This is a genomic window from Shewanella halifaxensis HAW-EB4 (genome assembly GCF_000019185.1).
In the GTDB taxonomy this organism is placed as follows: Bacteria; Pseudomonadota; Gammaproteobacteria; order Enterobacterales; family Shewanellaceae; genus Shewanella; species Shewanella halifaxensis.
On sequence record NC_010334.1, the window covers coordinates 4,970,336 to 4,990,000 of the forward strand.

A 19,665-nucleotide genomic window follows, 5' to 3' on the forward strand; every position below is an offset into this window, starting at 1 on the left:
CTTATTATTCTCCAGTCAATTCCATACTACTGTTGCGTTCCGTCCAGCAGCCAGATCCATCTGGGATTAATTCTATTATTTCGACACTTTGTGGTGTTACGTTAGCTATTTGCCCATGATAGAGACCTAGATATTGGCCCGCACCTAAACGGTAAACACTGCCATCGGTTGTCTCAAGCAAAGCCCAAATCTCATCATTCTCACTCAAAGTACCTCGCATTCTTAGGTTGTCTAATGCGTAGGTTTCTAGTCGCCCTTTACGGCGCTTAAGATCCGGTTGCAAGCAGTCCTTCGTCGTGTCGATGACCTCTTCCGTCAACTCCCTTGAAGGTGGCACATATGGACTTCTCATTAAGTCTGCTTGATAAGCAAAATGCTCAAATTTTGGCGTTTCTTTTAACGGGGGAATATGAGCAACATGCTGAGTTTTAGTCGTTGTAACAAACAACTCAAGATCGCTTTTATCCCCGATACACCCCGTCAGCAAAACACTCATCATTATAAGCGGTAGCAATTTCATCATTTTGCTGCCCCCTTCTTATCTTTATCCGGTAACTCTGCGCCCTCTTTAAAGCGGTAAGTTTTTGCTAAAATATCCATACCTAGTGCGCCAGAGTCATTTCGTCTAATAACAAAGTCATGCAAACTGACGATACGCGGGAGTTTAGCCACCCCCCCAACTAAATGACCTAGCTCATGGTAGTCACCACTGACAACAATCTTTATAGGGAATTCGATATAAAAATCGCGGGCGATTTCTGATTCCCAATCTAGGCTCTTAATATTTAACCCTGAATCTGTCGCCACGAAAGTAATGTCGTCTAGCAAGCCTGGCATTTCATTTCTTGAAGGTAGCATCTTTAAAAGTTCAGCAAACTGCACTTCCATTATTGCCAGTTGTTCACGATATAACTTTAAATTCGCAGCCAATTGATACTTCGACTTAAAGTCTGTTTTTAACTGTTGTTCTTTGGCCTCTTCAACATTCAGCGAATCCAGAGCATCTGAAACAAATAGGAAGTAACCACCAACAAACACGCACACAGCCAACGTTGCAGCAAACACAACTTTGACTAGCTGTGGCCAAGCACCGATGTTTTCAAAATCAATATCGTTAAACTGACTCAAGTCGAGGTTCATTTGCTAGCCCCTTTGATTTCATCGGCGTTTTGACCATCGCCATTGATGATTGTCACTCTCAACGTGAAGCGCTGCAGCTGTCTCAACTCTTCATTTTGCGCCACAATTGATTGCATATTAGGATCCTGCAACCAAGCTGAGGCCGCGATCTTTCTCATCATATTGGCGACGTTATTGTTAGACTCACTTCGTCCCTCTATCCACAGCATGCTGCCTTTCTTTTCGATGCTAGAAAGGTAAATCCCAGGCGGTACCACACGCACTAATTCATCTAAAACATGGGTGGGTAAGTTTCTCGACTGCTGCAGCCCCAAAATAATTTCCGTGCGCCTTTCGATATCTTCTTTACGGGTGCGGATTTTGGTAATTTCGGCGATCTGCGATTCCAGAAGTTGGATCTCAGATTGTAGATAGGCATTACGACTTTTTTGATCATCGATAAACATATCGATTGCCATCAAGGACAGATAAACCACTAAACCAGAAACCAAGAAGACTAACGCTAAAATACCGGTGTAATCACGCTTCTGCTTCTCTCTTGCCTCTTCACGCCAAGGTAATAAGTTTATGTTCGCCATTCTGAATAGCTCCTTAGCGCTAATCCACAGGCCAACATATATTTGCTAATTTGCGGCTGTAAGTGATTTTTTATCGCCTCATCGGCATGTAAGCAACCTTGGAATGGGTCGGCAATAATCGTATGAACACCGAGCTCATTAACCATTAGGTTAGCCATACCTTCAAGCTTAGATGTACCACCACACAACACAATATGATCGACTTTATCGCGACCACTAGACGTGCAGTAAATTTGCAGTGTTCTCTTGATTTGTTGTAATAACTGAGTCTGGAATGGTGATAAGACTTCAAATACATAATTGCGCGGTAGATCGCCCTCAAGCTTAGCTTTTTCAGCCTGCTCATAGGTCATACCATAAAAAGATAAAATAGACTGGGTAAACTGCTCACCACCAAAAGCTTGCTCTCGTACAAATGTTGTTTCACCGTGCTCAACAACAGAAAATGTGGTGATGTTGGCACCAATATCCACCAGCGCGACGACTTTGTCGCTAATATCATCAGGCAGTTGGCCAGCGATAATGTCAAAAGAACGCCCTAACGCATAACCTTCAACATCAACCACTTTAGCTTCTAGACTTACCGCATCGAGTGAGTCGCTTAAGCTATCGATATTTTCGCTGCGACAAGCACTTAATAGCACATCTACTTTGGTGGGATCGGTACGATTAGTACTTAACGTTTCAAAATCAATATTCACTTCATCGAGCGAGTAAGGAATAAGGTTGTCGGCTTCAATTTCAATTTGAGCCTCCATCTCTTCTTCACTTAATGCAGAATCCATATAAATAACTTTGGTCATGACCGCTGAGCCAGAAACAGCGACTGCAGCAAATTTGGTAGACTTGGGTAATACACGCTTTATCTGTTTTAACGCGTCAACAACGGCGTCGCTATCACGAATTTCATGATCATTAACGGCTCCTTTTTTCAAAGGAACGGCAGCATGGCTTAATATTTTATACCCATCAGCAGTCTTACTCAGCAGTATCGCTTTAACTTCATGGGATCCCACATCTATCCCAACCATCTGCGGAGCCTGACGCTTCCAAAACTTAGAAAGCATAGTCCAAGGTCACTTTTATAGTTATAGTATCCAAAGTAGATTAGCACAAAATCAACTCGTTATAGTTATTTGTACAAAATGTTTCTCGATTTTACAATTGCCATTTTTTTGACTCCAAACACTCACTTATAAGTAACTTTGGCACGAACACGCAGAATATCGGCTACATTTCCAACATAACGACTACCAATCCATTTGCGATAGCGATATAACCCGAAAAGACAGCAAATATCAGTCATAATAACTACTTTCATTAATCTGAAGTGATTGATTTATATTCTTACATTAATTAACTTTTCGACGATATTCCCATCAAAATAGTCATTGCAAAGAAGTTATCAAGAAAAAAGCTCAACCTAATCGGACGACAAGACTTCACCATTTATGCCATGGCTTATATACTATTGTTCTTAATTTAATTCTTGGAATATTGTGGTGAAGTGGTTAAAACGACTTTTTATAGCTTTCTTTAGCCTAGGTTTACTTGGCGTCGCTGCAATTGCTGCAGCTTATTTTTATGTATTGCCAGATCTACCAGACGTTACAACGCTAAAGACCGTAAAACTGCAAACTCCACTTCGTATTTATAGCAGTGACGGAAAACTGATCTCTCAGTTTGGTGAGAAACGCCGTATTCCACTTAAGCTAGAGGAGGTTCCTAAGCCTCTACTACAAGCTTTTATCGCCACAGAAGATGCCCGATTTTATGAGCACAAGGGTATCGATCCGATTGGTATTTTACGCGCAGCCTCTGTGATGCTAACCACGGGTCAAAAGAAGCAAGGTGCCAGTACCATTACCATGCAGGTAGCGCGCAACTTCTTTTTAACTCGCGATAAAACCATTATCCGTAAAGTAAAAGAGATTTTTATCTCGATTCATATCGAGCAGCTACTTACAAAAGATGAAATTCTTGAGTTATATGTAAACCGCATTTATCTAGGACAACGTGCCTATGGTGTTGGAGCTGCGGCTCAAGTGTATTACGGCAAAGAAGTCAGCGAACTGACTTTACCTGAAATGGCTGTTATCGCTGGTCTGCCTAAAGCGCCTTCAACTCTTAATCCTATTACCTCTAAAGCTCGAGCAAAAGCGCGTCGTAACGTGGTATTGATGCGAATGAACGAAGTGGGCTATATCAATAGCGCTGAGTACCAAGCTGCGCTGGATAGCCCTATTACCGCAAAATATCACGGAGCTGTGATCGATCTATATGCACCTTATATTTCTGAGATGGCTCGTGACTATTTAGTCGACAAGTATGGTGAAGAAGAAGCCTATACCGGTGGTTACGATATCTACACCACTGTTGATTCTAAGCTACAGCTCGATGCTCAAAGAGCGCTGCGTAATAACGTCTACTCCTATGATGAACGTCACGGTTACCGCGGCCGAGTCAAAGAACTATGGACAACGACCACTTTAGAGCCTGAAGAGATCACCGCGAAGTTAAAGCAAACTGGTGCATTCCAAGGTATGTTCCCTGCTGCTGTGTTGTCAGTTAATGAACAAACTGCCACGGTAATGAATGCCAAAGGTGAAACCATTGAACTGCCATGGGACGGTATCAAATGGGCGCGTAAATTTATCACCAACAAACGCCAGGGTAAGGCTCCTAAACTCGCATCCGATGTATTAAAGCCAGGTGAACAAGTTTGGATCCGCAACAATGGTAACTTCTGGCAATTAAGCCAAGTACCATTAGTCGCCAGCGCCCTAGTCTCTCTCGATCCACATGATGGCGCTATTCGCAACTTGGTTGGCGGTTTCAGCTTCTATACAAGCCAATATAACCGTGTGACTCAGGCTAAGCGTCAGTTAGGTTCAAACATCAAACCTTTCATCTATAGTGCTGCGCTAGAAAAAGGCTATACCCTTGCCACACTGATTAATAACGCACCGATTAATAAGCCCGATACCAGACAAGGCACAGCTTGGCGCCCTAAAAACTCACCCGATGTTTATGGTGGCCCGACACGCCTGCGTGTTGGTTTAGCGCAATCGATTAACGTGATGTCTGTTAGGGCGATGCGTTATGCCAGTCTTGATACCACGATTGCCGAACTAGTTAAGTTTGGTTTTGACCCAGCAGACTTGCCCCGTAATGAATCTATTGCCTTAGGCTCACCATCGGTGACGCCACTGCAAGTCGTCACAGCATTCTCTGTATTTGCTAATGGCGGCTTCTTAGTTGAGCCATACTTTATCGAGCGCGTAGAAACCGCTAACGGTGACATTGTAGAGCAAGCCAACCCAACTCTAGCCTGCAAACCTCCTATTGCAGAGCAAGCAATAACTGAAGACCCATTCGCCGCTATGGCAAATGAGCTTCAGACAAGTACCAAACCACTAGAAGCACAATCGCAGGCAGATGAAGCTCTGCAGTGTGGCGATGCTGGTTCTCGCTATGCACCGCAGATTATTTCTGAGCAAACGGCTTTCTTGATCACTCAAGCTCTAAAAAGTGTGATCTGGGGCGGTGGAGACTGGAGTAAAGGTACCGGCTGGAACGGTACAGCGTGGCGCGCCGCAAGAGTGGTCAAGCGTCGAGATATTGCAGGTAAAACAGGTACCACTAACGAATCTCGTGATACTTGGTTTAGTGGATACAATCCAAAACTTGCCACCACAGTTTGGGTCGGTTTCGACGATCATAGCCAAGAACTCGGCCGTACGAGCTGGAACGCTAACGGTGCTAAAGATCAAATATCACTCGCAGAAGCGGGGGCGAAAACTGCAGGACCAGGTTGGAATGAGTTTATGAAGGATGCTCTCGCGGGCACACCAGAAGTGCCGATGTCGACTCCAGAGGGGATTGTGTCTGCAAGAATTGATTTGGCGACAGGTAAACTGACTCGCAAAACTGACTATACCAGTAACTTTGAGTACTTTATTACTGGTACAGAGCCAACGGAATATGTGACCGATCAAGAAGATAATAGCGATATCTTTATCGACAAGTCTGAAGAGGACTTATTCCAATAAAGCTCTATTCCTAACTCAATAGCTTGTGGCAAAAGTAAGCTACAAAAATGCGGTTATTGCTAACACAATAACCGCATTTTTTATATTCATCACTTAAAAATAAATACTATTGCTTAGGCGTATATTCCAACTAGCCACAATGACATTTTACTCTGCCTGTATTCGCTAACTCGCTTGTTTTACTGCCAGCGCACTCTTTACCTGCGGTAATGATGTACCACCTAGCGCCTCACGTTTTGCTAAGCAAGACTCAATAGTGAGGCAATCATATACATCTGCATCAATCACAGCGCTGAATGCTTGTAGCTCTTCTAGAGTTAAGTCTTCTAACGGAGTTTGCTTAGCAATCGCACTAACAACCGCTTCGCCTACGACATGATGCGCCTCTCTAAAAGGCATCCCCTTAGCCACAAGGTAATCCGCCAGCTCTGTCGAATTAGCGTAACCTTGCTTGGCTGCACTCAGCGTTTTCTCACGATTTACTTTTAAACCACTTAAGACTAACGCTGCCATTTCGAGACAAATTGACCAGCTATCCATCACATCGAATAGACCTTCTTTGTCCTCTTGCATATCTTTGTTATACGCAAGTGGCAGTGCCTTCATGGTGGTTAAAATGCCCATTAAGCTACCGTATACACGACCCGTTTTGCCTCTGATCAACTCGAGCGCATCTGGGTTTTTCTTTTGTGGCATCAATGAAGAGCCTGAGGTCACTTCATCATCGAGATCGATAAAGCCCGCCTCACCACTATTAAAGAAAATTAAGTCTTCTGCCATACGGCTTAGGTGCATCATGCTAATAGAAGCATCGCTGCAGATCTCAATAACATGGTCTCTGTCCGATACCGTGTCTAAACTGTTTAACGTTGGTGATGCAAAACCTAAGGATTTTGCCAGCTTGACTCTATCCATAGGGTACGCCGTACCCGCTAAGGCCCCGGTGCCTAACGGGCAGGTATCGGCGCGCTTTAACGCGTCTTGCAGACGGCTAATGTCACGCTCAAACATCTCGACATAAGCAAGGCACCAATGACCAAACACCACTGGCTGCGCTCTTTGCAGGTGGGTATAGCCCGGCATAACCGCATCGAGTTCACGCTCGGCAAGCTCAATCAGAGCCGCTCTTAAATTAGCCAGTAAACCTAATAACTGCTCGCCCTCTTTCTTACACCAAAGCTTAAGATCCGTGGCGACTTGATCGTTGCGAGAACGACCCGTGTGTAATTTTTTGCCTAAATCCCCAACCTTGGCGATCAGCGACTGCTCGACGAAGCTGTGTATGTCTTCGGCGCCTGATGCGATGATCAGCTGTGGATTATCGATCGTTTCCGCGAGCAACTCATTCAATGCATGATGCAGATCTTTGCACTCTTGCTCGGTTAAAATTCCCACCTGAGTGATCGCACTCGCCCAAGCAATCGAGCCCACAATATCTTGCTCAATGAGACGAAAGTCCACAGGTAAAGAGTCATTGAATAGTTTAAACAGTGCACTGCTCTCTTGGCTAAATCTGCCGCCCCATAATGCCATTTTGACTTCCTCTCTAATGCTAGGTGGGATAACTCCCACCTTTTATCTTTCTGTTTATACAGCGCTAACGCTATTATGTTAGCGTTCACTAACTTCAGCTAGTTAATAGCCTACTTTTGGTTATTCAGTGCTCTGATCCGGCTTGATAACGAATACAAACGGATAAAACCTTCGGCATCTTTTTGGTTGTAAACATCATCGGCACCAAATGTCGCAAACGCTTCTGAGTACAAGCTATTTGGTGAACGCTTCTTCACTACACTGGCTTGGCCTTTATAAAGCTTAACCACCACTTCACCGTTAATTAAATCCGCTAATGGCTTTGAGGCACCAAGCAGTGACTCACATAATGGGGTAAACCAACGACCGTCATAAACAAGGTGCGCCATCTTCGTGCCAATTTGCTCACGCCACTCACGACTCGTTTTATCTAGTACTAGCTCTTCAATCGCTCTTAGCGCCGCAAACATTACTGTGCCGCCCGGTGTTTCATAACAGCCACGAGACTTCATACCCACGAGCCTGTTTTCGGTGATATCGATTCTGCCGACACCATGAGCACCCGCAACTTCGTTTAGTAGCATCAGTGCGTTATAGGGTGATAAGGCCTCACCATTTACTTTGGTGATCTTGCCCTGCTCAAGCTCGAGTGCCACATATTCAGGCTGATTAGGCGCATCTTCTGGCGCAACCGTCATGGTCCATACACCTTTTGATGGCTCGTTCCATGGATCTTCTAACTCACCGCCTTCGTGAGAAATATGCCAAGCGTTAGCATCGCGGCTATAGATCTTAGTGGCTGAAGCAGAAGTCGCAATATTTCGCTCGGCTAGATAGTCGAGCAGATCTTCACGGCTAACCATCTCCCATTCACGCCAAGGTGCAATCACTTTTAAGTCTGGCGCTAATGCCGCAAAACAACCTTCAAAACGAACCTGATCATTACCTTTACCGGTACAACCATGACAAACTGCATCTGCGCCCACTTTACGTGCCACCTCAACCTGCGCCTTAGCAATAATTGGTCTCGCCATAGAGGTCCCCAATAAATAGGTTCCCTCATAGATAGCGCCTGTGGCGATTGTTGGGTAGATATAATCCGCCACCAGCTCTTCTTTCAAGTCAACGATATGACACTCCGAAGCGCCTGAAGCGATGGCTTTCTCATACAAGCCTTCTAGTTCAGCATCACCTTGGCCTACATCGGCGCAGAAGGCGATAATCTCACAGTCATCATAGGTTTCCTTCAGCCACGGGATAATTGCTGAAGTATCTAAGCCCCCGGAATAGGCTAAAACAACCTTTTTAACACCTGCATGCTTAGTTACTGCTGAATTTTCATTGGACATCTTAATTTCCTACTACTTATTTATTACTCAACTCACTAACGCAAGTTGACTGTTTTTTTTCTTAAAAAATTAACTTAAAAGGGTTACCAGAACGGCGTTCTGCGCATGCATTCTGTTTTCGGCTTGATGCAAAATAAGTGAGCCTTCGCCATCAACAACTTCTGCGGTAACTTCAACTTCTCGGTACGCAGGTAAACAATGCATAAAGTGTTTAGCACCTGCCTTTTGCATTAACTGGGAATTGACTTGGTAAGGTTTAAACTTTGCTTCAATCTCTGCCATTGGTGTCGAATCTCCCATTGAGAGCCAAGTGTCGGCATAAATCGCATCATGACCAATAATCGCTTCAACATCGGAACTCAGAATGAGTTTGCCACCGTGCTTCGCAGCCAGTTCTTGTGCTTCACAAACCACCTTGCCATCGGGAAAGTGGCCTGGCGGACAAATAACGGTTAACTGCGCACCTAAGATAGCTGCACCAAACATCAATGAATGAGTCACATTGTTACCATCACCGACATAAGCCAGCTTCACCTTACTCACATCGCCATATTGTTCGCTCAATGTCAGAAAGTCCGCTAACCCCTGACAAGGATGGTACAGATCAGACAAGGCGTTAATCACTGGCACCGTGCCGTGCTCAGCAAGCTCTTCAATTGTCGAGTGTAAGAAAGTCCTCGCAACAATCGCATCTGCCCAGCAAGAGATATTGGCAGCAAAATCTGAAACAGGTTCACGCTTACCTAACTCGCCATTTTGCTGATCTAGATATAAGCAATGACCACCCAATTTATTGATACCGATATCAAAGCTCACCCGAGTTCGTAGTGAGGGTTTTTCAAATAGCATCACCACACTCTTGCCCTCTAGGGCATGTTTATATTCAGCAGGGTTAGCCTTTATGGTTTTTGCCAATGCTAAAAGGTCGAGTAACTGCTGCTGGCTTAAATCTTTTATTGATAGTAAATGTTTCATTCGACTGCTCTCCAATTACTGAATTTGTGGCTGGATCTGGGTGCCAACGGTCTCACCCCTACTTAAAGCGATTAATTGCTGCGCATGACGCCAAGAGGCAATCTGTACGGCTTGCCCCATGGATTCTGCAACATCTAATGCAGCTTCCACCTTGACCTTCATTCCTTTCTCGATAACGCCAATCTTGGTCAACTCATTCACTTGAGCTCTATTCAAGCTACTAATTAACTGACCTTTACCATCGAGCACACCTGATACGTCAGATAGTAAAACTAATGAGCCCGAAACCAGCTTGGCTAAAGCTGTTGCCGCCTGATCGGCATTAACATTGAGCATCTCGCCTTGCTCACTAATAGCAATTGAGCTCACAATTGGCATCCAGCCCTTGGATAAGACAAATTCAAGATAGCTGGCATCTTTGGGCTCAACCTCCCCCACCAGCCCTAACTGCGGATCTTTAACTTTTGCAGACATCATTCCAGCATCCGCAAGGCTCATACCTAAACTGGTTACACCCGCTTTAATCGCTGCCGCTTGCAGCGTTTTATTAGAGGTGCCAGCCAACGCACCGACGATAACCGGGATCTGCTCTTGCGGTGTCACCCTTAATCCATCTAGCTTTTTAGTTGTCATACCATTAGCTTTAAGTTGCTCATCAACCAGACAGCCGCCGCCATGAACCATAATAATTGGCTGACCATTTGCAATAATCTTGGCCGCCGCTTCCATTAACCGTGCCATGCCCATTTCACACTGCAGTAATGCACCGCCAACTTTGAGCACCATGACAGGCTTAGCGCCTGAGCTTATCGCTCGTGTATTAGCCATCTGCGTATCAGTCATATTCTTACCCACCTAGTGATTTACAGATGCATTAAAATGAATCTTTATGCACTGCAGCGCTTGACTAGCCGCCCCTTTCATTAAGTTATCAATCGCGCTAGCGATGACCAGATAGCCACTCTGTTCATCGAACTTCCACCCCAGATGACAATTAGCTGTTTGCACCACATCATCCACCTTAGGGAATTGATTTTGTTTTACAGTGATAAGCTCGGCAGAGTCGTAACATTGGTATGCTTTTTCAATATCGCTGGCTGTCGTACCCGCAGCTAATTGCACTGTGATGGTTGCAAGAATGCCGCGTTTAAAATTACCGAGGTGAGGCGTGAAGATCACCTCTTGTCCTAGCTGAGTGGCAATCTCAGGCTGGTGCCTGTGACCAAGTACGCCGTAGGGGGTCAAACTGACTTCACAAAAACTGGTATGCAGCTGCGCTTTTCTGCCCGCTCCAGTTACGCCGCTGACTGCATTAATCACTGGCAATATATCGGTGAGTAAATGTGCAACAGGTTTAAGCGCTATCAGTGAGGCCGTTGGATAACAACCCGGTACCGCAATCATCTTACTCGTCGCGATTTGCGGCGCATTCCACTCCGCTAAGCCATATACGGCGTCAGCCAGTACTTGGGAATATTCGTGAGTAAAACCATACCACTTAGGATACTGAGCAACATCGGAAAACCGATATGCACCGCTTAAATCAAATACCGCCAATCCTTGCTGATAAAACCACGCAGCGAGATGTAAGCTCACCCCGTGATCAGTCGCGAGTACCACCGCATCGGCAGTCGCTACGATAGTTTGCTTCGCATCATCGGTAAGGGGGGTTAAGCACAAGTCTATATGACTGTAAGCAGGATAAAGATCAGATAGAGCCTTGCCCTTGTCGAGGCTGTTTTCAGAGACATAAAGCCCCTGGATCGACATCGTCGATTCGGCATTTATAAGAGAGGAGATCTGTGCGCCGGTGTAACCACTGGCACCAATAATGGCTATATTTTTCATAGTCTATGACTTTAAAACCTTAATCTTGAATTTAGATGACAAAACGCAAAAAAGAATGGGCACAACTTAAGCCCTGGCTGAACACCATTAATGACAAGATTATCGTCGTAGGAAGTGGGTATGATTAACCTTAACTACTATTAATTTAACCAGATTGAACATATATACTCTCACTAAACAGGCCATCGAAGTGTGGTAGTTACCTTAGCTGTTTGATAGACTAACACGCAAAATTAATTATGCAATATATTTGAATATATATTTAGGTGTTTTTAATGAAAAAACTTCCAGAGATAAAAAGTAGTTTTAGCCAATTGATTGCAACACCGTCTATTAGTGCACTCGAAGCAGAGCACGATATGAGCAATAAAGCAGTCATAGAACTTTTGCATACTTGGTTTAGCGATTTAGGAATGCAGTGCCAGTCTGTGCCAGTGGCTGATACTCGTAATAAGCACAATCTAGTGGCGTCGTTTGGTCAAGGTCAGGGAGGATTACTACTGGCAGGACATACGGATACGGTACCTTTTGATGAAGGGCGCTGGAGCCAAGACCCGTTTTCCTTAGTAGAAAAAGATAATCGTTGGTATGGCCTTGGTGCCTGCGACATGAAAGGCTTTTTTGCTTTAGTGCTAGAGGCACTAATAGAGCTACCAATGGATAAATTTAAGCGTCCATTGCATATCTTAGCCAGTGCCGACGAAGAAACCACCATGAACGGCGCGAAGGCCTTTGCAGCAGCTAAGTCAATTTCGCCTGATTATGCAATCATCGGTGAACCCACCAGTTTAAAGCCAGTTTATATGCATAAAGGGCATTTAACCCAAGGCATACGAGTGACAGGTCGTAGTGGTCATTCGTCAGATCCAGCAAAAGGGCTTAATGCTATCGAAGTGATGCACTTAGTTACAGGGCAACTGCTCAAGCTAAAACAGCACTTAGCCGATAATTATAGAGAAGATGCCTTTAGCGTGCCCTATCCAACCATGAACTTTGGTCATATTCATGGCGGGGATGCCGCCAACAGGATCTGTGGCTGCTGTGATCTGCATATCGACCTTCGACCGATCCCCTGTCTTGCACTGGAGGATTTAGAGTTAATGGTTGCCAACTATCTTGAACCTGTATGTCGTCAATATCCAGGTTGTATCAGTGTTGCTCCTTTATACCCCGGCTCAGAGCCCTTTGCTGATAAAAAGGATGGAAGTTGGACACAACTGGTTGCGGAGCTTAGTGAAAGCCAACCAGAAGTCGTTAACTATGCCACCGAAGCCCCTTACATCAGTCAGCTAGGTTGCCAAACACTTGTACTCGGCCCAGGCAGTATTGAGCAAGCGCATCAACCTGATGAGTTTTTAGATATTTCCTATATTGGGCGTACAAAAGATCTATTAAAAAAACTGATTTATCATGCATGTATAAAATAATTTACTCTTTTCTATATACTTTACAGTCTAAAGTATAGCCACCAAGCACGAAGCTATATCCCAAAAGTGATATAGAGCACATTAAAGCACGATATTTCAATCTGGATCATTGCCTAGCACATCACTGCTAGGTATTGTGATCGATTAGCTTACCGATATGGAGCACGTATGGTAGACATGTATGCCTCGCTAAGGTCTAACGTTGGAACCTTAGGGCAGATTTTAGGTGACACAATCCGCACGGATCTTGATGACACTTTCTTAGATAAAATAGAACAAATCCGCCATCTTGCAAAAAGCTCACGCCAAGGCGATAGTGCTGCACGTAAAGAGATGCTGACTTTGCTATCTTCTTTAAGCGATGATGAACTCGTTCCTTTTGCTAAGGCTTTTAACCAATTTTTGAATCTGGCGAATATCGCTGAGCAATTCCATACCATTAGCCGTAATTGTGACGAGTTAGTCTGTGTACCCGATCCAGTCGAGCAACTACTAGGGCGCATGCTAGGCGGAAACATCGACCAAGAGAAGGTGTTAGCTTGTCTAAAGACGCTAGATATCGATCTTGTATTAACTGCGCATCCAACGGAGATCTCTCGCCGCACTCTCATTCAGAAGTATTCAGCGGTTATTGATTCACTAACAGCGCAAGAAAACACTCAGCTTACAGAACAAGAGAAAAAACAGCACCACCTACGTTTACGTCAACTGATTGCGCAGATCTGGCATACTAATGAGATCCGTAACGAACGTCCAACACCAGTCGATGAAGCACGCTGGGGTCTATGCACAATCGAAGCCTCTTTATGGCAAGCTGTTCCAGATTTTCTTAGACAGCTAAACCAACAGGTCGAAGAGCGTACCAATACCCAGCTTCCTACCGATATTGCACCAGTAAGGTTCTCAAGTTGGATGGGCGGCGACCGCGATGGCAATCCATTTGTCACTTCTGCCGTGACCCAAGAGGTCCTAGATCGGAACCGTCATACTGCAGCACGCCTATATCTAAAAGATGTAGTATTACTGGTCAATGAGCTATCGATGGAAGGAGCAAATGAGGCTCTACTGGCTTACACCAATAACAGCAATGAGCCTTATCGAGATGTGCTTAGAACACTTCGTCAAAAGCTTAGAAATACGATTGATTATCTAAACGGCAGACTCGAAGGTCAACATCCAGATGTTGACCCGAGCGAGATTATTTGGCATGAAAGTGATCTAAAAGATCCTTTGATGATGCTATATCAAAGCCTCTGCGACCGTGGCATGAGCCTAATCGCCAACGGTTTATTGCTTGATATGCTACGTCGTATCGCCTGTTTTGGCATTCATATGCTAAGACTCGATGTGCGCCAAGATGCCGATCGCCATGCAGATGTGATTGCAGAGCTGACTCGCTATTTAGGTATGGGCGACTATGCACATTGGGATGAAACCGAGAAGCAATCTTTCTTACTACGCGAGCTCAGCAGTAAGCGACCTTTGATCCCGGCAAACTGGCAAGCATCGCCAGAAGTTGAAGAGGTGGTGAAGACTTGCAGACTGGTTGCAACACAACCAGCTAGAGCTATGGGCTCCTATGTTATCTCTATGGCTAGCCAACCTTCTGACGTATTGGCTGTTCTTTTACTGCTAAAGGAAACGGGCTGCCCACATCCAATGCGTGTTGTACCGTTATTTGAGACCTTAGATGACTTAAATAATGCATCGGCTTGTATGTCTGCACTGTTTAGCATCGATTGGTACCGTGGTTATACCAAGGGCATTCAAGAGGTCATGATTGGTTACTCTGACTCGGCTAAAGATGCGGGAGTGATGGCAGCAGCTTGGGCGCAATATACTGCGCAAGAAAAGTTAGTAGCCATTAGCCAAGAAGCCAATATTAAACTCACCCTGTTCCATGGTCGTGGCGGCACGATTGGCCGTGGCGGCGGACCAGCACATGAGGCGATTCTGTCTCAGCCTCCAGGGTCTGTAGACGGTCGCATCAGAGTCACCGAGCAAGGTGAAATGATCCGCTTTAAGTTTGGCTTACCAAAGCTTGCCGTTCAAAGCCTTGCGCTATATACCTCAGCTGTAATGGAGGCAACCCTATTGCCACCACCTGAGCCTAAGCCAGAGTGGCGCCAATGTATGCAGCAACTCGCCGAAGAATCGGTACTTGCCTACCGCGCTATCGTGCGTGAAGAGCCAGACTTTGTGTCCTACTTCCGTGCGGCAACCCCAGAGATCGAATTAGGTAAACTGCCATTAGGTAGTCGCCCAGCTAAACGTCGAGTCGATGGCGGTATCGAGAGCTTACGCGCAATCCCTTGGATCTTCGCTTGGTCGCAAAACCGTTTAATGCTACCAGCTTGGTTAGGCGCCGGAGAGGCATTAAAAGCAGCATCAGAGCGAGGTGACTTACCACTCCTACAAGAGATGGAAAAGCATTGGCCATTCTTCAAGACTCGGATCTCTATGTTAGAAATGGTCTATGCCAAAGCCGAACCTAACTTGTCTAAATTCTATGAAACAAGCCTAGTGCCAAAAGAGTTACATCATCTTGGGGTGCAACTAAGAGAGCGTTTAGCCATTGGCATCGAAGCCGTACTGGAGTTAACACAAGCAGAGAGCTTAATGGCTCATACGCCATGGAACCGCGAATCTGTTGAGCTAAGAAACCCCTACATTGATCCACTAAACTTCCTGCAGGCTGAATTGTTAGCGAGAACGCGTAGAGAGGAGCAATCTTCTAAAAATGTTGAGCTGGCGCTGATGTTAACCATAGCTGGTGTTGCCGCCGGAATGAGAAATACAGGTTAATGAAATTATTAAAAGTGGCGCTTGCTAGCGCCTTACTGCTATTGACTGGCTGTGTCAGTCAATACAGCATCACAGACAAAGAACTAGAAGCTTATCTTAACGATGAGATGCACTTTGAAGTAAAACAGGGCAATCAAATCTTTGGAATTGATCTGCGCGTTAATGACATTAAAGTCACCCTAGGTGAAAAGCCAGATACCATGGCGGTATCTGCGGTGACGATAGTTAATGTGCGAAATCCTATGATGCCAATAAGTGCAAACCTTGTTGCAGAGTTTGAAGCTGAGCCGTGGTACGACGCAACTGACCACAGTGTTCATCTACGTAACTTGCAGCTAGTTAAGGTGGAATCCAAACCTCAGGATATCGAAAAAGCGATAGGTTCAATAGCTCCGCAGCTAATGAATTTTTTGACTCAGTTTCTAGAGACTCAACCCGTGTATGTATTAGATACCAAAGAGTCTAATCAGGCTTTGATTGCCGATATAACCAAGCGAATCGAGGTTAAACCCGGTAAGCTGGTATTGGTTTTTGAAGACTAACGATAAGTAATTAGTTCACTATTAAAACTAAAAAAGCAGGCTCCTATGAGCCTGCTTTTTTTATTATTTTCCAGGAGTTATTTTTCAAAACGGCCTATCGAACCATAATCGACAATAACCGCTTGGCCTAATAACTCTCTTCTTAGCATATCGAACGCTACGGCTGTACTTAAGCTACGCACCAGATCACGAGAGCGCCTTGGAAGCTTGATCATCTGGCTGTAAACGCCTTCTTTGGTTGCGAGAGCAATAGCAACAGTACCAACAGGTTTGTTATCAGTGCCCCCCGTTGGCCCAGCAATACCACTAGTCGCTAACCCAAAGTCACTATCTAATATGGCTCTAGCTCCTTTTGCCATCTCCTCTACTGTAGCGATGGAAACAGCACCGTGAACATCTAAGGTTTCAGGTTTAACACCCAATACTTTTACTTTAGATTCATTACAATAAGTCACTAAGCCTTGGTGTAAATATGATGAGCTACCAGAAAAACTAATTAGCTGACTCACAATCATGCCGCCAGTACATGATTCCGCCACACTTAAACTAAGATCTGAGTCGACTAATAGAGCGTGGATCTCTTCAGCCAAACTCATCTTATTATCGGCAACAATGGCATTACCCAGTAAAAGGCGGATCTGCGTTTCAATCGTATCAAGTTGATCGATTGCGCCAATGCCACGGGCAAAGAGTTTAATCTCGATATGCGGCATCGAAGACCGATAGCCTATAGTCATCCCCTCTGGCAGTTCTATTTTATCTAAAGTATCCGCAAGTGAAGATTCACCTTGGCCAAGGGTCAGGTACTTTCTTAATGCAACATCACCACTTACGTCAAAACGCTGCTTAACAAATGGAATAAACTGCTCATGAACCATCTGTTTAAATTCAAATGGAACCCCAGGAGTAAAGAACAGCCAAGCCCGATTAAACTTAACTGCAAAGCCACAGGCCGTGCCGACAGGATTGTCTATCATAATAGCTGATTCAGGCAATAGAGCTTGCTTAAGGTTACTCTCAGCCATAACACGACCACTTCGGGCAAACCAGTCTTCTAGACGTTGACGCCAAATACTATTTTCAACTAGAGTCTCACCCTTTGCTAAAGCCATCGCTTCAGTTGAGAGATCGTCACTCGTCGGCCCAAGACCCCCATTAACTAAAATAATATCAGCTTCTAGGCTACGTTCTCTAAATACAGAGATAAGATCTTCTAGCCGATCACCTACCGTGACTCGACGCTGACATTCAATCCCTTGATCCATCATAGTGTTAGCAAACCATGCAGCATTGGTATCGACTATTTGACCAGCCAATACCTCTTCACCAGTACAAATCATTTCCAGCTTCATTCGCGAGTCCTTAGCGTCTTCATTGCAGCTAAACTATGAAACCTGAGCTGTAATAGCAATAATCAATTGTGATTATTTCCTGTAATTAATACCAATCAGTATAAAGATTTGGTCGCTCAGCGAGAGTTTAGCGATTTTGAGGCAAGGTCATTAATTGCTCCTGCATTAATGACATTCACCACATCCATGTGGTTTGCAACGAGTGAAGAGCATAGTTGTTCTAGGGTTAAGCTCCCTCTTGTTCCTTAAGAGTCACAGCATCAGAACCGTTAAAACTCGCCATTCTGGAGCGTTTTTGGCTGCCTACTTCTGCGTTGAACAGCCTCATAAGGGAATAACCATTCTTTCAGCTATTCGCCTTGAATTAGTTTGCCAAAAAACGCTCTGAGTAGATCAACTTCTTATACTGATTGGTATAACACGAAGCTAACGCTACACAGTAAACACAAAGGGCTGAAAACAGGGTGCCATAAACACACAGAATTTAACCTTAGTGGCTTAAAATAAGTAAAGGAAGAGAATAAGAGACCAACAATGATGGCAAGAGTATCTGTCTATAATAAGAGCAATATTTTCGCTTCTCTTTCGAGAATAAATAGGCGTCTGGAAATGGCCAGCTTCGAGACCATTTATATGCATCCTGCATAAATGGCATTCTCTACACCCTGTAGGTCACAAGCTCTCCGCGTTCATAGCCTGCATCAAGCAGTGCTTGATAAGCGCAGACTATTACCCTACTCCACATGGTTATTGAACCTCGCTACGCTCGAGCTTTCTACTTCCCCATATTCGAGTAGTCAATTCTCGTACCAGCCAAAAACGAAAAAAGCCCGCTACATCGTAGCGGGCTTTCTCGCTTCTCTTTCGAGAATAAATAGGCGCCTGGAAATGACCTACTCTCACATGGGGAGACCCCACACTACCATCGGCGATACTGTGTTTCACTTCTGAGTTCGGAATGGATTCAGGTGGTGCCACAGCTCTATGGTTTCCAGACAAATTCTGCTTTACTTTCAGTTTTTAAAAAACTAAAGGTAAAAAAGTTTGGAAAGCTGTTACTCGCCGGAGCAAGTAAACTGAAATTAAGTTTTGAGTTCGAACACACATTAAGTGTCACTCTTTTCAGAGTTTGTTCTAATTTTGATGATGTAAAAACATCAGTCTCATACAAAACCCATTAGGGTTGTATGGTTAAGCCTCACGAGTCATTAGTACAAGTTAGCTCAACGCCTCACAACGCTTACACACCTTGCCTATCAACGTCCTAGTCTCGAACGGCTCTTTAGAGGAATTAAATTCCTAGGGATGACTCATCTTAGGACTCGCTTCCCGCTTAGATGCTTTCAGCGGTTATCGATTCCGAACGTAGCTACCGGGCAATGCCATTGGCATGACAACCCGAACACCAGCGGTTCGTCCACTCCGGTCCTCTCGTACTAGGAGCAGCTTCCTTCAATCATCCAACGCCCACGGCAGATAGGGACCGAACTGTCTCACGACGTTCTGAACCCAGCTCGCGTACCACTTTAAATGGCGAACAGCCATACCCTTGGGACCGACTTCAGCCCCAGGATGTGATGAGCCGACATCGAGGTGCCAAACACCGCCGTCGATATGAACTCTTGGGCGGTATCAGCCTGTTATCCCCGGAGTACCTTTTATCCGTTGAGCGATGGCCCTTCCATACAGAACCACCGGATCACTATGACCTACTTTCGTACCTGCTCGACGTGTATGTCTCGCAGTTAAGCTGGCTTATGCCATTGCACTAACCGTACGATGTCCGACCGTACTTAGCCAACCTTCGTGCTCCTCCGTTACTCTTTGGGAGGAGACCGCCCCAGTCAAACTACCCACCAGGCACTGTCCCGAACCCCGATTCAGGGGCCGCGGTTAGAACATCAAAACTACAAGGGTGGTATTTCAAGATTGACTCCACTCCATCTAGCGACGAAGCTTCAAAGTCTCCCACCTATCCTACACATGTAGGTTCAATGTTCAGTGCCAAGCTATAGTAAAGGTTCACGGGGTCTTTCCGTCTAGCCGCGGGTATACGGCATCTTC

General features: G+C 45.0%; 14 protein-coding genes and 2 rRNA genes (1 of these 16 running past the window's edge). 4 read left to right on the forward strand and 12 right to left on the reverse strand.

Annotated elements, in window-relative coordinates; genetic code table 11:
* Window positions 1-4: 4 nt before the first annotated feature.
* The 4 genes from SHAL_RS21095 to SHAL_RS21110 are packed head-to-tail and all read right to left on the reverse strand — an operon-like array spanning window position 5 to window position 2,785.
* Window positions 5-520: a pilus assembly protein PilP gene (locus SHAL_RS21095; protein ID WP_086020067.1), complete on the reverse strand. Its 516-nt coding sequence runs from the start codon at window positions 518-520 to the stop codon at window positions 5-7.
* Window positions 520-1,140 (reverse strand): type IV pilus inner membrane component PilO, encoded by a 621-nt coding sequence (locus tag SHAL_RS21100; protein WP_012279142.1) that lies wholly within the window; start codon window positions 1,138-1,140, stop codon window positions 520-522. The genes SHAL_RS21095 and SHAL_RS21100 overlap by 1 nt, the downstream gene beginning before the upstream one ends.
* Window positions 1,137-1,718 (reverse strand): PilN domain-containing protein, encoded by a 582-nt coding sequence (locus SHAL_RS21105; RefSeq protein ID WP_012279143.1) that lies wholly within the window; start codon window positions 1,716-1,718, stop codon window positions 1,137-1,139. The genes SHAL_RS21100 and SHAL_RS21105 overlap by 4 nt, the downstream gene beginning before the upstream one ends.
* On the reverse strand, window positions 1,706-2,785 hold the full coding sequence (locus SHAL_RS21110) for a pilus assembly protein PilM (protein WP_012279144.1): 1,080 nt from the start codon (window positions 2,783-2,785) through the stop codon (window positions 1,706-1,708). The genes SHAL_RS21105 and SHAL_RS21110 overlap by 13 nt, the downstream gene beginning before the upstream one ends.
* Before the next feature lie 435 nt (window positions 2,786-3,220).
* Here SHAL_RS21110 and SHAL_RS21115 point away from each other — a divergent pair, with 435 nt between their 5' ends.
* The gene (locus SHAL_RS21115; RefSeq protein WP_041416168.1) at window positions 3,221-5,770 is read left to right on the forward strand and encodes a penicillin-binding protein 1A; all 2,550 of its coding nucleotides are present in this window, start codon (window positions 3,221-3,223) and stop codon (window positions 5,768-5,770) included.
* Between the two features lie 165 nt (window positions 5,771-5,935).
* Here SHAL_RS21115 and argH read toward each other — a convergent pair whose 3' ends face one another.
* The 5 genes from argH to argC form a co-directional block, all read right to left on the reverse strand.
* Window positions 5,936-7,303: an argininosuccinate lyase gene (argH, locus tag SHAL_RS21120; RefSeq protein ID WP_012279146.1), complete on the reverse strand. Its 1,368-nt coding sequence runs from the start codon at window positions 7,301-7,303 to the stop codon at window positions 5,936-5,938.
* 110 nt (window positions 7,304-7,413) lie between these two features.
* Entirely contained in the window at window positions 7,414-8,652 is a 1,239-nt protein-coding gene (locus SHAL_RS21125) for an argininosuccinate synthase (protein WP_012279147.1), read from the reverse strand.
* A gap of 69 nt (window positions 8,653-8,721) precedes the next feature.
* Window positions 8,722-9,627 (reverse strand): ornithine carbamoyltransferase, encoded by a 906-nt coding sequence (locus SHAL_RS21130; RefSeq protein ID WP_012279148.1) that lies wholly within the window; start codon window positions 9,625-9,627, stop codon window positions 8,722-8,724.
* 15 nt (window positions 9,628-9,642) lie between these two features.
* Window positions 9,643-10,470 carry an acetylglutamate kinase gene (gene argB, locus SHAL_RS21135; RefSeq protein ID WP_012279149.1) on the reverse strand — a complete coding sequence of 276 codons (828 nt, stop codon included), beginning with the start codon at window positions 10,468-10,470 and terminating at the stop codon, window positions 9,643-9,645.
* A gap of 12 nt (window positions 10,471-10,482) precedes the next feature.
* Window positions 10,483-11,475, reverse strand: a complete 993-nt coding sequence (gene argC / locus SHAL_RS21140; RefSeq protein WP_012279150.1) for an N-acetyl-gamma-glutamyl-phosphate reductase — start codon at window positions 11,473-11,475, stop codon at window positions 10,483-10,485.
* Between the two features lie 275 nt (window positions 11,476-11,750).
* Between argC and argE the strand changes: the two genes are divergently transcribed.
* The 3 genes from argE (at window position 11,751) to SHAL_RS21155 (ending at window position 16,249) form a co-directional block, all read left to right on the forward strand.
* Window positions 11,751-12,902 carry an acetylornithine deacetylase gene (argE, locus tag SHAL_RS21145; RefSeq protein WP_012279151.1) on the forward strand — a complete coding sequence of 384 codons (1,152 nt, stop codon included), beginning with the start codon at window positions 11,751-11,753 and terminating at the stop codon, window positions 12,900-12,902.
* Between the two features lie 168 nt (window positions 12,903-13,070).
* The gene (gene ppc, locus SHAL_RS21150; protein WP_012279152.1) at window positions 13,071-15,707 is read left to right on the forward strand and encodes a phosphoenolpyruvate carboxylase; all 2,637 of its coding nucleotides are present in this window, start codon (window positions 13,071-13,073) and stop codon (window positions 15,705-15,707) included.
* Window positions 15,707-16,249 (forward strand): YceB family lipoprotein, encoded by a 543-nt coding sequence (locus SHAL_RS21155; protein WP_012279153.1) that lies wholly within the window; start codon window positions 15,707-15,709, stop codon window positions 16,247-16,249. Before ppc ends, SHAL_RS21155 begins: the two co-directional genes overlap by 1 nt.
* Window positions 16,250-16,326: 77 nt before the next feature.
* Here the strand turns inward: SHAL_RS21155 and SHAL_RS21160 are convergent, their stop codons facing one another.
* From SHAL_RS21160 to SHAL_RS21170, 3 genes are all read right to left on the reverse strand, one after another.
* On the reverse strand, window positions 16,327-17,601 hold the full coding sequence (locus SHAL_RS21160; protein ID WP_012279154.1) for a CinA family nicotinamide mononucleotide deamidase-related protein: 1,275 nt from the start codon (window positions 17,599-17,601) through the stop codon (window positions 16,327-16,329).
* An 880-nt stretch (window positions 17,602-18,481) separates the two neighbouring features.
* Window positions 18,482-18,597 (reverse strand): 5S ribosomal RNA (rrf, locus tag SHAL_RS21165).
* A 191-nt stretch (window positions 18,598-18,788) separates the two neighbouring features.
* Window positions 18,789-19,665: ribosomal RNA gene (locus SHAL_RS21170) — 23S ribosomal RNA — on the reverse strand; it runs 2,018 nt beyond the window's last position.

Bases quoted from the DNA above. Each gene is read 5' to 3' on its own strand.
- SHAL_RS21125 (WP_012279147.1), bottom strand. From the start codon at position 8,652: ATGTCCAATGAAAATTCAGCAGTAACTAAGCATGCAGGTGTTAAAAAG.
- argB (WP_012279149.1), bottom strand. From the start codon at position 10,470: ATGACTGATACGCAGATGGCTAATACACGAGCGATAAGCTCAGGCGCT.
- SHAL_RS21100 (WP_012279142.1), bottom strand. From the start codon at position 1,140: ATGAACCTCGACTTGAGTCAGTTTAACGATATTGATTTTGAAAACATC.
- SHAL_RS21130 (WP_012279148.1), bottom strand. From the start codon at position 9,627: ATGAAACATTTACTATCAATAAAAGATTTAAGCCAGCAGCAGTTACTC.
- SHAL_RS21160 (WP_012279154.1), bottom strand. From the start codon at position 17,601: ATGAAGCTGGAAATGATTTGTACTGGTGAAGAGGTATTGGCTGGTCAA.
- SHAL_RS21105 (WP_012279143.1), bottom strand. From the start codon at position 1,718: ATGGCGAACATAAACTTATTACCTTGGCGTGAAGAGGCAAGAGAGAAG.
- SHAL_RS21110 (WP_012279144.1), bottom strand. From the start codon at position 2,785: ATGCTTTCTAAGTTTTGGAAGCGTCAGGCTCCGCAGATGGTTGGGATA.
- argC (WP_012279150.1), bottom strand. From the start codon at position 11,475: ATGAAAAATATAGCCATTATTGGTGCCAGTGGTTACACCGGCGCACAG.
- argE (WP_012279151.1), top strand. From the start codon at position 11,751: ATGAAAAAACTTCCAGAGATAAAAAGTAGTTTTAGCCAATTGATTGCA.
- ppc (WP_012279152.1), top strand. From the start codon at position 13,071: ATGGTAGACATGTATGCCTCGCTAAGGTCTAACGTTGGAACCTTAGGG.
- SHAL_RS21095 (WP_086020067.1), bottom strand. From the start codon at position 520: ATGAAATTGCTACCGCTTATAATGATGAGTGTTTTGCTGACGGGGTGT.
- SHAL_RS21155 (WP_012279153.1), top strand. From the start codon at position 15,707: ATGAAATTATTAAAAGTGGCGCTTGCTAGCGCCTTACTGCTATTGACT.
- argH (WP_012279146.1), bottom strand. From the start codon at position 7,303: ATGGCATTATGGGGCGGCAGATTTAGCCAAGAGAGCAGTGCACTGTTT.